At 59.0% G+C, this 13,436-nt stretch carries 18 protein-coding genes; 13 read left to right on the plus strand and 5 right to left on the minus strand.

The features are described 5' to 3' along the window. Positions 1-17 precede the first annotated feature (17 nt). From EYD00_RS21095 to EYD00_RS21105, 3 genes are all read left to right on the plus strand, one after another. Entirely contained in the window at positions 18-1,031 is a 1,014-nt protein-coding gene (locus EYD00_RS21095; RefSeq protein ID WP_022563634.1) for a substrate-binding domain-containing protein, read from the plus strand. A 173-nt stretch (positions 1,032-1,204) separates the two neighbouring features. Further along, positions 1,205-1,402, plus strand: a complete 198-nt coding sequence (locus EYD00_RS21100; protein ID WP_006698591.1) for a hypothetical protein — start codon at positions 1,205-1,207, stop codon at positions 1,400-1,402. Positions 1,403-1,632: 230 nt separating this feature from the next. After that, positions 1,633-1,791, plus strand: a complete 159-nt coding sequence (locus EYD00_RS21105) for a hypothetical protein (protein ID WP_004438532.1) — start codon at positions 1,633-1,635, stop codon at positions 1,789-1,791. On the opposite strand, the gene EYD00_RS21110 is transcribed toward EYD00_RS21105, so the two are convergent. After that, the gene (locus EYD00_RS21110) at positions 1,788-2,372 is read right to left on the minus strand and encodes a DNA-3-methyladenine glycosylase (protein WP_034498254.1); all 585 of its coding nucleotides are present in this window, start codon (positions 2,370-2,372) and stop codon (positions 1,788-1,790) included. The two genes, EYD00_RS21105 and EYD00_RS21110, sit on opposite strands and share 4 nt — an antisense overlap. Before the next feature lie 91 nt (positions 2,373-2,463). Here EYD00_RS21110 and EYD00_RS25995 point away from each other — a divergent pair, with 91 nt between their 5' ends. The 4 genes from EYD00_RS25995 (at position 2,464) to EYD00_RS21130 (ending at position 5,680) form a co-directional block, all read left to right on the plus strand. Further along, entirely contained in the window at positions 2,464-2,862 is a 399-nt protein-coding gene (locus tag EYD00_RS25995) for a hypothetical protein (RefSeq protein ID WP_034498252.1), read from the plus strand. After that, positions 2,859-3,644 carry an SDR family oxidoreductase gene (locus EYD00_RS21120; RefSeq protein WP_034498250.1) on the plus strand — a complete coding sequence of 262 codons (786 nt, stop codon included), beginning with the start codon at positions 2,859-2,861 and terminating at the stop codon, positions 3,642-3,644. The genes EYD00_RS25995 and EYD00_RS21120 overlap by 4 nt, the downstream gene beginning before the upstream one ends. 175 nt (positions 3,645-3,819) lie before the next feature. Continuing rightward, positions 3,820-4,875: a L,D-transpeptidase family protein gene (locus EYD00_RS21125; RefSeq protein ID WP_034498248.1), complete on the plus strand. Its 1,056-nt coding sequence runs from the start codon at positions 3,820-3,822 to the stop codon at positions 4,873-4,875. Positions 4,876-4,894: 19 nt separating this feature from the next. Then, the gene (locus tag EYD00_RS21130) at positions 4,895-5,680 is read left to right on the plus strand and encodes a L,D-transpeptidase (RefSeq protein ID WP_022563639.1); all 786 of its coding nucleotides are present in this window, start codon (positions 4,895-4,897) and stop codon (positions 5,678-5,680) included. A 163-nt stretch (positions 5,681-5,843) separates the two neighbouring features. Here the strand turns inward: EYD00_RS21130 and EYD00_RS21135 are convergent, their stop codons facing one another. From EYD00_RS21135 to EYD00_RS21140, 3 genes are all read right to left on the minus strand, one after another. Further along, on the minus strand, positions 5,844-6,146 hold the full coding sequence (locus tag EYD00_RS21135) for a DUF982 domain-containing protein (protein WP_022563640.1): 303 nt from the start codon (positions 6,144-6,146) through the stop codon (positions 5,844-5,846). A 114-nt stretch (positions 6,147-6,260) separates the two neighbouring features. Then, the gene (locus EYD00_RS26000) at positions 6,261-6,428 is read right to left on the minus strand and encodes a hypothetical protein (protein WP_022563641.1); all 168 of its coding nucleotides are present in this window, start codon (positions 6,426-6,428) and stop codon (positions 6,261-6,263) included. Positions 6,429-6,604: 176 nt separating this feature from the next. Beyond that, entirely contained in the window at positions 6,605-7,132 is a 528-nt protein-coding gene (locus EYD00_RS21140; RefSeq protein ID WP_004438555.1) for a DUF4142 domain-containing protein, read from the minus strand. A gap of 368 nt (positions 7,133-7,500) precedes the next feature. On the opposite strand from EYD00_RS21140, the gene EYD00_RS21145 reads away from it, so the two are divergent. The 6 genes from EYD00_RS21145 to EYD00_RS21170 all read left to right on the plus strand — a co-directional run bounded on the left by EYD00_RS21145 (position 7,501) and on the right by EYD00_RS21170 (position 11,875). After that, complete coding sequence (locus EYD00_RS21145; protein WP_022563642.1) at positions 7,501-7,701, plus strand: hypothetical protein; 201 nt, start codon at positions 7,501-7,503, stop codon at positions 7,699-7,701. A gap of 210 nt (positions 7,702-7,911) precedes the next feature. Beyond that, positions 7,912-8,691, plus strand: a complete 780-nt coding sequence (locus tag EYD00_RS21150; RefSeq protein WP_022563643.1) for an ABC transporter ATP-binding protein — start codon at positions 7,912-7,914, stop codon at positions 8,689-8,691. Positions 8,692-8,714: 23 nt separating this feature from the next. Beyond that, positions 8,715-9,488 carry a transporter substrate-binding domain-containing protein gene (locus tag EYD00_RS21155; RefSeq protein ID WP_022563644.1) on the plus strand — a complete coding sequence of 258 codons (774 nt, stop codon included), beginning with the start codon at positions 8,715-8,717 and terminating at the stop codon, positions 9,486-9,488. Between the two features lie 19 nt (positions 9,489-9,507). Further along, positions 9,508-10,230, plus strand: coding sequence for an ABC transporter permease (locus EYD00_RS21160; protein ID WP_034498247.1), 723 nt, complete (start codon positions 9,508-9,510; stop codon positions 10,228-10,230). 12 nt (positions 10,231-10,242) lie between these two features. Next, positions 10,243-10,932, plus strand: coding sequence for an ABC transporter permease (locus EYD00_RS21165; RefSeq protein WP_022563646.1), 690 nt, complete (start codon positions 10,243-10,245; stop codon positions 10,930-10,932). A gap of 16 nt (positions 10,933-10,948) precedes the next feature. Next, positions 10,949-11,875: a homocysteine S-methyltransferase family protein gene (locus EYD00_RS21170; RefSeq protein WP_034498246.1), complete on the plus strand. Its 927-nt coding sequence runs from the start codon at positions 10,949-10,951 to the stop codon at positions 11,873-11,875. A gap of 209 nt (positions 11,876-12,084) precedes the next feature. On the opposite strand, the gene aptA is transcribed toward EYD00_RS21170, so the two are convergent. Beyond that, positions 12,085-13,419: an omega-aminotransferase AptA gene (gene aptA, locus EYD00_RS21175; protein ID WP_034498245.1), complete on the minus strand. Its 1,335-nt coding sequence runs from the start codon at positions 13,417-13,419 to the stop codon at positions 12,085-12,087. Between the last annotated feature and the right edge of the window lie 17 nt (positions 13,420-13,436).

Here is a 13,436-nt window from a genome sequence, read left to right on the forward strand (position 1 = left end):
CGAATTGGCAAAAAAACATGAAGCTCAAGGAATTCGCAGAAAAGGTCGGCCTGTCGCCCACCACCGTTAGTAGAGCGCTGGGCGGCTACCCCGAAGTGCGTGAGGAAACGCGTCAGCGGGTCATGGAGGCTGCGCTCAAATACGGGTATTTGCCGAATGCCAATGCCGTGCGGCTGGCAACCGGCAGGGCCGGCGCCATCGGTGTCGTTATGGGCCGGTCGGGCGGAGGGCACTTCTTTTCGGAATTCATGGGCGGCATGGCCACCCGGCTGGAACGGGAAGAGACCGACATTCTCGTCAGCGTGACAGTCGACAACAATCTCGATGAGGAGCTGGCTATTTTCAGCCGGCTGGCTGCGAGCGGTCGTGTGGATGGCATTATCGTGCACTCACCGCGTCCGGAGGATGAGCGTATCGCGCTGCTCAACCGGCTCGGCGTCCCCTTCATCGTGCACGGGCGCTCAAAGACACCCTTCGAACATGCCTGGCTTGATATCGACAACCATGATGTGACCTATCGTCCGACGATCCATTTTCTCGAGCGCGGCCACCGGCGTATAGCCCTCATCAATGGGCCGGTCGGACGAACCTTCGTACGGGATCGTGAACAGGGTTTCCGCGAGGCGCTGGCTACCCATGGCATTACGCCCGATCCGCGCTTCATGATGAATGAGCACTTCAGCGAAGAGACCGCGTTCCGCTTCGCCCGTTCGCTGCTGGAGCAGACACCGCGCCCGACAGCCTTTGTTGCGGGTGCGATGATGACTGCACAGGGCGTCTACCGTGCTGCGACCCAGATGGGGCTGACAATCGGCAAGGATGTTTCCGTCATCGCCCATGACGATGTGTTTCCTTACCTCACGCCTGAAAGCATGATGCCGCCGCTTTCCACCACCCGCTCGCCCATGCGCATGGCCGGAATAAGGGTGACGGACCTTCTTCTGCAAATCATCGGCGGTCGCCCCGTCCGTGAGGTTCAGGAACTGTGGCCTGTGGAGCTGATTTTGCGAGAATCGGTCGGCCCTGTCTGAGCTTTGGGCCATAGCTCACTGATTCCACTCCATTTTGTGAACGCCGATTGAGAACGTTCGCCTTTCGTCATCTATACGACCGCATCATCTCATGTATAATCGGAAGGGTGTCGGGTTCATGGAACAGAGACCCGGACCGGCGCGTTGAGGGACGTGTCGATGGAGGACGATGGATGTTTGAATTTTTAAAACCGCAACAGCAGCCTGTAATCGATGACGTCGAGGCGACCGGCACCTATGCCGATGCGTTGCTCAACGTAACGAGCCCGGAATTGACACGTTCCACGGCCCGCGAACACGGGCATGAAGCCCATTCACGCGATTATTGTGAAAATCGCGACATTTCCCGTAGCGCTCTCGGTTTTGCCTGAGCGATCACGAAATCTTCCTCGAAAAAAACGGAACGGACGGACTGCGCCTGCGTTTCCTTCCCACGACCCGCAGGGCGGCGCAAACTGATCCAGAGGACCTTCCCGGCTTTATGACCGGTGGGCGAACTGGGTGTTGCGCCGTCTGAGTGGCAGCATTGCAACGCAGTGTCGCCATAGATCAAGAGCAGCGACTTCCGTGAGGTCCGCCGCGCTGACATTAGGAGACCGCAATGACGACAATTCCGGTCGAGCCCTACCCGGAGCCGCCGATGCCGGTTCCACCCCAGCCCGACATCCCCCCGATCAAAGAGCCGGAGCCCGACCGATTGCCGGACGAGGTGCCCACACCCAATCCCGACGAAAACGACGAGCCCCCGAAGGTGTTTTAGGCCGGATCGGGTGACTCGAATTTTTTGCTCACAAAAGGTGAGCCCGCGAGTCCGAAACGCCAGGGATAATCGGTCCCTCGGCTGATGCCGATCCGCCTGCCGATGCTGACGGCGGTTGCCGTTTTCGGCAGTTGCAGGAAAAAAGGTGGCGCCTCGAGCGCGGCGCCGTCCATCTCTCCCGTGATGGCCATTGCCTGGCAAAGCCTTCCCGGGCCGGAGCATAGGAGTCTGAGTTTGTCAGTTCCCCGTCGCAGTTTCATCATGTCGATACCGGTTCGCGGTTCGATCGCGCGAAGAAGCACGGCGGAACCCGGGGAACAGACGAAGTTGGCGCACCAGTGAATGCCGTACGACCGGTAGACGTAGAGACGTCCAGCCGGCCCAAACATTGCCCCGTTTCGCGGGGTTTTCCCATTGAAGCTGTGGGATGCAGGATCATCTGGATGATAAGCTTCGGTCTCGACGATGATGCCGCCGGTATTGCCGACGCGAAATTCCGCTCCGATGAGCGCGCGGGCCACATCCACTGCGTCGCGAAGGAAAAAACTCTTGTCCATTTCCGGACCAAAGACCTGATTCATCGGAACCCCTTCCACGCTGTGTCGTTCTGAAGTGAGCTTTTACTCATTTCCCGCATCGGCCTTGTCGATGAATCCAGCCGGAGGGCATGTCATGCAACTTTCGACGACTTATGTAAAACGCAATGACGGATCTATCTCCGTCGAGTTTGCCGGCAGCGACGGCGATCACGTTTCGGTTCGCCTTGCCGACGGCCTGGAAGGGATCGACGACGCGGAAGCGATTAAACGGGCGAGCGCCGTGATGGTCCAACTTACCGCATTTGGAACGCGCCAGGGTGCCGACGCACCCTCGCAATTTTCCCGCCTTGGAACGGCTCAAAATGATGGAACGCGCGAGCAGGGTGAGCGCGTGCAGGCGAGCGCCCGGACCGCGAGGGACCGCGACGTTCTGGAGGAGGAGCTGGAAGAGGGGCTGGAAGACAGCTTTCCGGCCAGTGATCCCGTCTCGGCGACCGTTACCTCCATCGCCTCGCGAAAAGGGGGGCTATGACATTGACTGTTCGCAAAGTCGCTCTCGTGACCGGGGCCGGTTCAGGTATCGGACGCGCCGCCGCCTTTCATCTCTCCAGCCAGGGTTTTTCGCTCGGGCTGCTCGGGCGCACGCAATCCGAACTGGAGGACGTTGCCGACGACATTACCGCCCGTTCCGGCGCCTCGAAAATTCTCATCGCCGACGTGTCGGATGAGGAGGCCATGCGGAGCGCCGTTGCAGCGCTTGTGGAGGATTTTGGCCGCCTTGACGTCGTGGTGGCTAATGCTGGCGTCAACGGTGTCTGGGCGCCTATCGATGAACTCAAACCCTCGGAGTGGGACGACACGATACGCATCAATCTCCGTGGCACCTATCTCACGGTTCATGCCAGCGTGCCACATCTGAAGGCGGCAGGCGGCGGTTCCATCGTCATTGTCTCCTCGATCAACGGCACCCGCACCTTCACTTCGCCCGGCGCGACCGCCTATTCGGTTACAAAGGCAGGGCAGCTTGCCATGGCCCAGCAACTGGCGCTGGAGCTTGGGCGGCACCGCATCCGTGTCAACGCAGTGTGCCCGGGTGCGATCAAAACGGCAATCGACGAGAATACGAAGATACGCGCACGGGAAAAAACCGAGGTGCCGGTTCGCTTCCCAGCGGGAGATATTCCGGTAACGGGGGGTGTGGCGGGAACGAGCGAGGATGTCGCCGAGCTGATCGGTTTTCTCGCCTCCGATGCGTCCCGCCACGTGACCGGCACACCGGTCTGGATCGATGGCGGCCAGGGGCTTCTCCGCTAGATGCTTCTCCGGCGTCATGCCCGGAGACCATCACGGGCTTGTGTCCCTATGATTAACGAAAGGGTAACGTCTGTTCACGAGACTTTGTCCATGGATGAGGTTGCCGTGTTGTGGCCACCTTCGATAGTTAAGCGTCTGCCGAAAAGGCGGGCAAATCAGGCGGGCAGCAATATCCATGGGTATGCAGGCTGTGCTGAACTTCGCGGTGGCGGGGTTGAGGCAAAAGTTCAAGACGGGGGCAAGAGTGGCTGCGGTCATCGCGATCGGCGGTAGCCTTGCCGCGTGCACCTCAATGGGTCTCGACAGCGTGAAAAAAGACCCGCCGAAGCTGTCGTCCAAGATGATGGCGCAGATGTCAGCCAAAAGCATGCGTCCGGAAAGTCCGGTTCTCGTTCGCATCTTCAAGCAGGAGAGCGAGCTCGAGGTCTGGAAGATCGACAAGACCGGCAATTATGCGTTGCTGAAGACATATCCCATGTGTCGCTGGTCCGGAAAACTCGGGCCGAAGATGAAAACGGGGGACCGTCAGGCGCCGGAGGGTTTTTATCATGTGTCGGCCGGCATGTTGAACCCGAATTCGCAATATTACGTCTCATTCAATCTCGGTTACCCCAACCGGCTGGAATCCGCGCTCGGCTATACCGGCGAGGCGCTGATGGTGCACGGCGCCTGTTCGTCTTCCGGCTGCTACGCGATGACAGACGCGCAGGTGGGTGAGATCTATGCCATTGTCGCGCGTGCGCTGCAGGGTGGGCAGGACCGCTTCCAGGTCCAGGCCTATCCCTTCCGCATGACCGCAAGGAACATGGTGGCTCACCGGAACGATCCCAACATGCCCTTCTGGAAGACGCTGAAGGAAGGTTACGATTATTTCGAGGTGACGCGGCGCCAGCCCAAGGTCTCCGTCTGCGGCCGCCGTTATGTCTTCAATAGTGAATTTGCCGAAGGCGAGCCTGCCGATCCGCTGGCAGCCTGCCCGCCGGCCGTCAACCAGAATGACCCGCTGGTGGCATCGAGGCTGGCCGAGGAGCAACAAAAACTTGCCGCGGCGATGAGCGAGGGAACTTCCGCCCCCCTCAGCGCGTATGTAGACGGCGGCATGCATCCGAGCTTCCGGGCAATACTGAAATCGAGCGGCGCCAAGGCAATGGCATCGCAGGTTTCCGGCACGAAGTACCCTATAAGCCGCCCCGAGGCGGCGCTGGCAGATCCCTTTGCCAGTGTGAGATGACGTAAATGAGGTTTTTCAATTGAACGAGACGATGACGACCCGGCGGGGTTTCCTGCTTGGAGCAGGCGGTTTGGCACTTGCCGGACTTGCGGGTTGCAACACCACGGCACGTGAAACCGCGAGGCCGGCCGCTCCCGCGGAAGATCCGATGTATGCGCTGATGTACGGCCCTAAACCGGACGAGCAGTTCCCGCTGCCGGAAATTCCCTATAAGCGCATTCCGCGCCAGTTCCTGCGGCAGATGGTGGCGAACCCTACCGGCGAGCGCCCCGGCGTGATCGTGGTCGATACTGCCAACCATTTCCTTTATCTGACCTATGAAAACGGGCAGGCAATGCGTTACGGCGTGGGGCTTGGCCGCGCAGGCTTCGAGTGGTCGGGCCGCGGCGTCATCCAGTACAAGCGGCAATGGCCGCGCTGGACACCGCCAGACGAAATGATCGCCCGTCAGCCGGAGCTGGAGCCTTATAGCAGCCGCAATGGCGGCATGGAGCCGGGTCTCAAGAATCCGCTTGGTGCGCGTGCACTTTATATCTTCAAGGATGGTAAGGACACGATCTATCGTCTGCACGGCTCGCCCGAATGGTGGACAATTGGCAAATCCGTGTCTTCGGGCTGCGTTCGCCTGCTGAACCAGGACATAGTCGATCTCTACAATCGCGTGCCCGATGGGACGCCGATTGTGGTGACAGCGCTCGGTCCCGCACAGCAGGGTGTGCCGATTGGTCAGGAAGGCGTGCCTGTCGCGCAATATGGCAACGGCGCGGTCGGTGACGGTTTGTCACAGCCGATGCAGACCTACTGACCCAAGAGATGTGGGCCGCCGGCAACGGCGGCCAACCGCGTCGGGCGGTCCGCTGTCGGTATCATTCATGGCGTTGCACCTCGCAGGTAAACGACGCAGCACGCTACCGGTGCCCCGCCGGAACAGCGGGACTTAGCCAGGAAATGTGTTCTGGCACAGCCCTCTAGCCGACTGCGCGGCTCATGGGCAACATTTCATCTAAATGGACCGGACCGGCCATAACCAGAGGCATGCTCGCCTCAAGGCAGGCGGAGATGAATGCTTCCCGTGCCACTTCCGCGGCTTCGAGCCTGGACAGCGCGGCGCGGCATTTTTGCACGGCCCGCTTATAGCGTTCACCACGGCGAAGCGGCCATTCGTTTTCCAGAAAATCCAGGGCGTCGTAAACGCTGAGAAACGATCTCTCAAGGCCGCATTGCATGCGCACCCGAACAGGTGCTCTAAACAAAACTTCCGGGCTGTTCATCTTTACCTCCAATCTTAAACAACCAGATCAAGAAGCCTGAAAAATATTGGGGCGGCGGCGCCCCGGATCAAGATCGGAAACACGAATTTTCGCTGCGCCGATAAGCGTCGGCACCTAGCGTTGTTCTTTATCCTCCCTGTGCGGACAGCGCTTCATCATTCTGTCGATGGCCGCCTTATCACCTGCAAACCGTTCAAACAGTTCTGCCGCCTGCACCAAGCTCAACGCATATACTTCCTGAATCTGTTCGATAGTGTAGTTTCGGGTGTTCGCATCGTTCATTTTTCAGCCGTCCTTCTTGCGATGAACGCGCGGAGGATTATGAAGTTCTGCTGCCGGCATCCGGCCTGAAGAATTTCGCCGGCGCGCCGCCTGATCAACTCGCACGTCTGGGTGCGAGCCTAGCCGTGTCGCGCCAGCTTCTCCATCACACAAAGATCACCAGCAGCCATTTATCGTTAGTTTTTGTCGAGGCCCTGGGCCATTTCCAGATGATGCTGGAGCGCCGGTAGTGTTTTTGCCGCCCACGCCTTCAGCTCCGGATTATCGCCGCCTTCGGCGTAGCGCTTGAAAAGATCAACGGCGTCTTCATGCGCATCGACCTGGTCATCGATATATTCTTCGTTGAACTCGTTGCCGTCGAGTTTTGCGAGGTCGTCTACCTCTTCCTTGTGATCATCTGTCAGAGCGGTGACCGGTGTCCCGTTCACCTTGCCGCCGGATAACAGGGTTTTCAGTTCCGAACTGGTTTTCTCATGCTCGGTGATCATTTGCTGCGCAAAGGCTTTGGTTTCCTCGTTTCCTTTGGTGAGGGCGAGTTTGCTTGATTCAATTTCGAAGATATCGCTTGCCGAGGCCTGCAAGATGAAATCCTCGGTTTTTGGCGCGACGCCGAGTGCGGAATTGACGCCAGTGGATTCCGTCGCGGATTGCGCCAAAGCAGTTCCGGCGACGAGCGCGAACGCGAGGGAAAGAATGGTCTTCATTGTTGAGCCTCCTGATGGTTGAGGCACCACCAACCGTGATGGGCAAGAAATGTTCCTCGGGGCGAAAGAAAAGCCCGCTTGAACGGCTTTGCCGGTTGCAGGAGTTGACGCATCGCCTCGGGATGATGTCCATGCGAGGCGGGCACTCTGTACGGGCCAGAATTCACGGGTCGACTTCCATCCGAATGATGCTATGGTTCATACATTGCCACCAACCGAATTCGTAGGCGGTGGTAACTGAGGGTTACTATGTGCTCCCGCCTGCTTTTTGCGGAGATGCACATATGTTGTATCCGTCAAATTTCGAATAGTGTCTGCTACGACGAATTCTGGTTCGGTGGGCCGCCCGTTTCACATTAGATGAGACGTTGCAGGCCAAACTCGTGGAAAAGACGATACGCAAAACTCTTCAGGATTCTCTGCTGAAGGATGATGGCGCAGCCATCGACCTCGAGTTGCTCGCGACGATGCGCCGGTTGGCGTTATGCGAGTTTGGTGTGAAAGGAGATCAGCAAAATCAGGCGCCGCCGGTTGACGTGGCCGAAGGACGCGGCGCATCCCCGCAATAGCGGTATTTCCGCAGTGATATCTCTCCGATTGCGCCGTAAGGCTGTGCGGAGAACGGTGGCCGGATATCGGCAGTTGATCGCAATTTTCTTTCTTTTCCGTTGGCAGGAATGTTTTTTCCTTTCCGAGATGCAATAGAGCGGTTATTTCCGCGTCAGAAAACGCGCATTTTGCTAGATGTGCGCAGCTATTGACATGACCCGGACCCTTTGATGACTACTGACGTTCCCTGCGCATTGGCGGTTGACGATATCCACAAGAGCTTTGGTTCTCACGAGGTTCTGAAAGGTATTTCGCTCAAGGCGCACAAAGGGGACGTCATTTCCGTCATTGGCTCCTCAGGCTCCGGCAAGAGCACCTTCCTCAGATGCGTCAATTTTCTCGAAGTTCCGGATCGTGGCCGCGTGATCGTGAATGGCGAGGAAGTGGTCGTGAAGTACGGTCGGGACGGCAAGGCCATGCCGCAGAGCTGGCGCCAGGTGGAGCGTTTGCGCACCGGTCTTGGCATGGTCTTTCAGAATTTCAATCTATGGGCCCACCGCACTGTACTTGAGAACATCATAGAAGCCCCGGTGCATGTGATGGGCGTGAAACGTGCGGAAGCCATCGAGAAGGCTGAAGCGCTGCTGCAAAAGGTCGGGCTTTACGCGAAGAAGGATACTTATCCGGCGTTCTTGTCCGGCGGTCAGCAGCAGAGGGCAGCCATAGCCCGCGCGCTCTGCGTGGAGCCGGCGGTGATGTTGTTCGACGAACCCACCTCGGCGCTGGACCCGGAGCTGGTCGGCGAGGTGTTGAAGGTGATCCGTGATCTCGCCGAGGAAGGCCGCACCATGCTTCTGGTGACACATGAGATGCGTTTTGCGCGCGATGTGTCGAGCCATGTCATGTTTCTGCATCAAGGCCGCGTGGAAGAAGAAGGACCGCCGGAACGGGTCTTCGGCAATCCTCTGAGTGCAAGGTGCCGGGAATTCACCGGCGCGCTCGCGAGCTGATTTTTTCGTAACAGGAGATTTAAATGAAATTCTTCGCCTCAATGCTGGCCGGTGCGGCTTTCGCACTGTCCGCTCTCTCCGCCAGCGCAGACGTCCGCTTCGGCGTCATGAACGAAAGCTATCCGCCTTTCTTCGCGCAGGACGCCAGCGGCAAGTGGCAGGGCTGGGAAATCGACCTGATGGATGCCGTCTGCGCCGAGATGAAGGAGAAATGCTCCATCGTCGCGCTATCCTGGGACGGTCTCATTCCCGCGCTTGAGAGCAAGAAATTCGATGTGATCTGGTCTTCCATGTCCAACACGCAGGAGCGCCAGAAGGTGATTGGCTTCACCGACAAATATTACAATACCCCGAGCAAGCTGATCGGGGCCAAGGACGGAAAGCCGGGGGCAACGGCTGAAGACGTGAAAGGCAAGACCATCGGTATCCAGGTCGCCACCATTCAGTCTGCCTATTATGCAAAATATTTCAAGGATGTAGCCGACGAAAAAACCTACCAGACGCTGGATGAGGCGTTTCAGGATCTGGCTGCGGGTCGTATCGATTACGTCTTTGGTGACTCACTTGTTCTCGACACTTTTCTGAAAAGCGATGCCGGCAAGGATTGCTGCGCGGATGCCGGCAATGTTGCTGACGACCCGGAAATCCTCGGACTTGGCGTTTCGGGTGGCGTGCGCAAGGACGACACCGAACTGAAGCAGAAGCTGAACGCCGCCATCGCCGCCGTCCGCGCCAGCGGCAAATATGATGAGATCACCAGGAAGTACTTCAGCTTCGATATCTACGGCGCGAAGTAATCCGGGTCGGGTTCGGCAGATGGCAAGCCTGGATACAATGTTGCAGCTTCTGTCGCCCTATCCTCCGGGATGGGGTGGTACCCTGTTGACGGGTGCTGCAGCGACGCTTGCCATCTCGGCCGGGGCCTATCTCATCGGCATCGTCATCGGCATGTTGGGCGCCTTGGGCAAGCTTTCGGGCAACCGCGTGCTCGAAACCGTCCTCAATCTCTACACCACGCTCATCCGCTCCGTGCCGGAACTGATCCTGATTGTCGGGCTTTATTATGCCGGAACCGACGGGCTCAATCGCCTGCTGCAGCTGGCCGGATTGCCGGTGCTCGAGGTCAACGGCTTCATAGCAGCAGTGGCGGTTCTGGGCTTCGTGCAGGGCGCCTACATGACGGAAGTGCTGCGCGGGGCGATAATGGCGATCCCCAACGGCCAGATCGAAGCGGCAAGGGCTTTCGGCATGTCTCCCCTCCTGCGGTTTCGTCGTGTCGTTTTGCCGGCGCTTTTGCCCAATGCCCTGCCGGGGCTTTCCAACCTGTGGCTCGCCGTCACCAAGGACAGTGCGCTTGTCGCCGTTGTGGGGTATCAGGAACTGGCGCTCGCGACCCGGCTCGCCGGTGCAAGTACCAAGCAGTATTTCCTGTTCTTCATGGCTGCGGCCCTGATGTATCTGGCGATCACCCTCGTCTCCAATTTCATCTTCAGGCAGATCGAACGGCACGTGCGCCGTGGTCAGCCCAGTCTGGCGTGAGGGAGATTGGCGATGGATTTTTCCTGGGTCGGGAAATACTGGCCGCTTCTTCTCTCCGGCGCATGGCAGACGATCGCCCTGCTCGTGATCTCCGTCTGCTGCGGTTTCGTTCTCGCCATCGGACTTGCCTTCGCGCAGGTCAGCGGCGGCCGAATGACCCGGCTTCTCGCGCGTGGTTATTGCACCTTTTTTCGGGGCACGCCGCTGCTGATACAGCTCTGGCTGCTCTATTACGGCGTGGGGTCGCTCTTGCCCATGGTGCCGGGGCTGCGGCAAAGCTTTCTGTGGCCGGTGCTGCGCGAAGGTTTCTTTTTTGCGGCGGTCAGCTTCACGCTGAACTACGCAGCCTATGAAGCCGAAGTTCTTCGTGGTGCGTTGCTGGGCGTTCCAAAAGGCGAACTCGAGGCGGGTAGGGCCTTCGGCATGAGCCGCTTCACGCTGGCGCGTCGCATCTGGCTGCCGCGTGCGATCCGCGCGGCGCTCCCGACGATCGCGGGTGAAGTGGTGATGCAGCTGAAAGCCACGCCGCTTGCGTTCACGGTGACAGTCATGGATCTTTATGCCGTCGCCTACAAGGTGCGGCAGGACACGCTGCTGGTCTACGAGCCGCTTTTCGTCGTGACGATTTTTTATCTCATCCTCACCGCCATCATTGCCCGCTGCTTCGGTTTAATCGAGGCGCAGGTGCCGGTGCGCCGATAGCTATCAAGGAGTTCTCATGAGCGATATTCGTATTCTGGACGGTGGCATGAGCCGTGAATTGCAGCGGCTGGGCGCTGAGCTGAAGCAGCCCGAGTGGTCGGCGCTCGCGCTCATCAACGCCCCGGACATCGTCCGCCAGGTGCATGCGGAATTCATCGAGGCCGGCGCGGATGTGGTGACCACCAATTCCTATGCGCTGGTCCCTTTTCATATCGGCGAATACCGATTCGACAAAGAAGGTGCTTCACTGATCGCCCTTTCCGGTCGCCTGGCGCGTGAAGCGGCGGAGGCTTCGAAACGTAACGTGACCGTGGCCGGCTCGCTTCCTCCGATCTTTGGTTCCTACGAGCCAGAAAATTTCGATCCCTCTCGCGTTCAGGACTATCTGAAGGTGCTGGTCGAAAATCTTCAGCCACATGTGGATGTCTGGCTTGGAGAGACCCTGAGCCTTATCGCTGAGGGTGAGGCGGTGCGGCAGGCGGTGGCCGAGACGGGCAAGCCTTTTTGGATTTCCTTCACGCTGAACGACGAACCTGCTCAAGTGAACGGTGCGGAGCCGAAGCTGCGTTCCGGCGAGACCGTGCGCTCCGCCGCCGAATGGGCCGCCGGATCAGGTGCCGCAGCGCTGCTCTTCAACTGCAGCAAGCCGGAAGTGATGAGGGCTGCCGTGGAAACCGCATCCGCCGTCTTCAAGGAAAAGGGTGTTGCTCTGGATATTGGCGTCTATGCCAATGCCTTCGAAGGCGAACAGGGCGACTCCGCCGCCAATGAGGGGCTGCACGGCACGAGAGCGGATCTGACGGATGATGTCTATTCCCGCTTCGCCTGCTCCTGGGCAGATGCAGGCGCCACCCTGATCGGCGGCTGTTGCGGTATTGGCGCTGCGCATATCCATACGGTTGCCGATACGCTTCGCCGGCGTGGCGCTAGCAGAACGATCTGAAAAGAGAGCCCCTTGTCGAAAAGGCGCGTCCATCGCCAGCCGCCTGGCCAAGCTCAAGCGCCGGTCCCGGCCGCATGGTCATCTGACAGGGCACATATGAGCGTCCCACGGGCGAGGGCGGCCTGCGCTCGATTCAGGAACTTTCCATGTTACTGGTAGAAAAGTGAAAAAGGCTGCAATTTAGATTGCAGCCTTCTTGATAGATGCAGTTATTCTGCTCTTTTCAGCGCGTCGCCGAGAATGGAAACGATGTCGTCGAAATGGGATTTTTCGGCGATCAGCGGCGGCGAAAGAGCAATGATGTCGCCGGTGACGCGAATGAGCAGGCCACGTTCGAAGCAATCCACAAAGACATCATAGGCACGGGCGCCGATCGCGCCGTCGCGCGGCTGGAGTTCTATGCCGGCGATGAAACCGATGGTGCGGATGTCGATGACGTTGGGCGAACCCTTGAGCGAATGAATGGCATCGTGCCAGGCGTCTTGCAATTCGGAGGCGCGGGTGAAGAGGCCCTCGTCGCGATAGATGTCCAGCGTTGCGATGCCTGCGGCGCAGGCGACAGGATGGCCGGAATAGGTATAGCCATGGAACAGTTCTATCTGGCTTTCGGGGCCATGCATCAAGGCATCATGAACCTCGCGGCTGGTGAATACCGCGCCCATGGGGATAGCTCCATTTGTGAGCCCCTTCGCCGTGGTGACGATATCGGGCGTCACGCCGAAGTAATTGCTGGCGAAGGATGAGCCCATGCGTCCGAAACCGGTGATGACCTCATCGAAGATCAGCAGAATGCCGTGCTTGTCGCAGATGGTGCGCAGGCGTTCCAGATAGCCTTTCGGTGGCACGAGGACACCGGTGGAGCCCGCCACGGGTTCCACGATGCAGGCGGCGATGGTTTCCGCACCGTGCAGGGCGACCAACCGTTCCAGATCGTCCGCGAGCTCGGCGCCGTGCTCTGGCTGGCCCTTAACGAAGCTGTTCTTCGTAAGATCGTGGGTGTGACGCAGATGGTCGGCGGGGATTTGCGGGAAGACGCGGCGGTTGTTGACGAGGCCGCCCACGGAAATGCCGCCGAAACCGACACCGTGATACCCACGTTCGCGGCCGATGAGGCGGCTGCGCGTTCCCTGGCCGATGGCGCGCTGATAGGCGATCGCGATTTTCAGCGCCGTATCGACCGATTCCGATCCCGAACCAGTGTAGAAGACGCGGTCCAGTTTGCCGCCTTCCGGGCCGGGGGCGATTTCCGCCAGCCGTTCGGCAAATTCGAATGCGACCGGGTGACCCATCTGGAATGAAGGTGCGTAATCCATAATGGAAAGCTGGTGCTTCACTGCGGAGGCAATCTGCTGGCGTCCGTGGCCGGCATTAACGCACCAGAGGCCAGCCGTTCCGTCGAGAACCTGACGGCCATCATTGCTGGTGTAATACATGCCTTCGGCGCTCGCCAGCAGACGGGGATTGGCTTTGAACTGCCGGTTGGCGGTAAAAGGCATCCAGTAGCTGTCAAGCGATGTGGAATTAGATCGGCTCGGGTTGTCCATCACGGTTCTCCTGTTCA

Origin of the sequence: Agrobacterium sp. 33MFTa1.1 (assembly GCF_004328495.1) — a bacterium.
Classification (GTDB): domain Bacteria; phylum Pseudomonadota; class Alphaproteobacteria; order Rhizobiales; family Rhizobiaceae; genus Agrobacterium; species Agrobacterium pusense.

What these genes read in the sequence shown, in the direction of transcription:
- EYD00_RS21150 (WP_022563643.1), top strand. Translation starts at nt 7,912, where the DNA reads ATGACTACTGACGTTCCCTGCGCATTGGCGGTTGACGATATCCACAAG.
- EYD00_RS21140 (WP_004438555.1), bottom strand. Translation starts at nt 7,132, where the DNA reads ATGAAGACCATTCTTTCCCTCGCGTTCGCGCTCGTCGCCGGAACTGCT.
- EYD00_RS21165 (WP_022563646.1), top strand. Translation starts at nt 10,243, where the DNA reads ATGGATTTTTCCTGGGTCGGGAAATACTGGCCGCTTCTTCTCTCCGGC.
- EYD00_RS21155 (WP_022563644.1), top strand. Translation starts at nt 8,715, where the DNA reads ATGAAATTCTTCGCCTCAATGCTGGCCGGTGCGGCTTTCGCACTGTCC.
- EYD00_RS21120 (WP_034498250.1), top strand. Translation starts at nt 2,859, where the DNA reads ATGACATTGACTGTTCGCAAAGTCGCTCTCGTGACCGGGGCCGGTTCA.
- EYD00_RS21160 (WP_034498247.1), top strand. Translation starts at nt 9,508, where the DNA reads ATGGCAAGCCTGGATACAATGTTGCAGCTTCTGTCGCCCTATCCTCCG.
- aptA (WP_034498245.1), bottom strand. Translation starts at nt 13,419, where the DNA reads ATGGACAACCCGAGCCGATCTAATTCCACATCGCTTGACAGCTACTGG.
- EYD00_RS21135 (WP_022563640.1), bottom strand. Translation starts at nt 6,146, where the DNA reads ATGAACAGCCCGGAAGTTTTGTTTAGAGCACCTGTTCGGGTGCGCATG.
- EYD00_RS26000 (WP_022563641.1), bottom strand. Translation starts at nt 6,428, where the DNA reads ATGAACGATGCGAACACCCGAAACTACACTATCGAACAGATTCAGGAA.
- EYD00_RS21100 (WP_006698591.1), top strand. Translation starts at nt 1,205, where the DNA reads ATGTTTGAATTTTTAAAACCGCAACAGCAGCCTGTAATCGATGACGTC.
- EYD00_RS25995 (WP_034498252.1), top strand. Translation starts at nt 2,464, where the DNA reads ATGCAACTTTCGACGACTTATGTAAAACGCAATGACGGATCTATCTCC.
- EYD00_RS21110 (WP_034498254.1), bottom strand. Translation starts at nt 2,372, where the DNA reads ATGAATCAGGTCTTTGGTCCGGAAATGGACAAGAGTTTTTTCCTTCGC.
- EYD00_RS21095 (WP_022563634.1), top strand. Translation starts at nt 18, where the DNA reads ATGAAGCTCAAGGAATTCGCAGAAAAGGTCGGCCTGTCGCCCACCACC.
- EYD00_RS21125 (WP_034498248.1), top strand. Translation starts at nt 3,820, where the DNA reads ATGGGTATGCAGGCTGTGCTGAACTTCGCGGTGGCGGGGTTGAGGCAA.
- EYD00_RS21105 (WP_004438532.1), top strand. Translation starts at nt 1,633, where the DNA reads ATGACGACAATTCCGGTCGAGCCCTACCCGGAGCCGCCGATGCCGGTT.
- EYD00_RS21170 (WP_034498246.1), top strand. Translation starts at nt 10,949, where the DNA reads ATGAGCGATATTCGTATTCTGGACGGTGGCATGAGCCGTGAATTGCAG.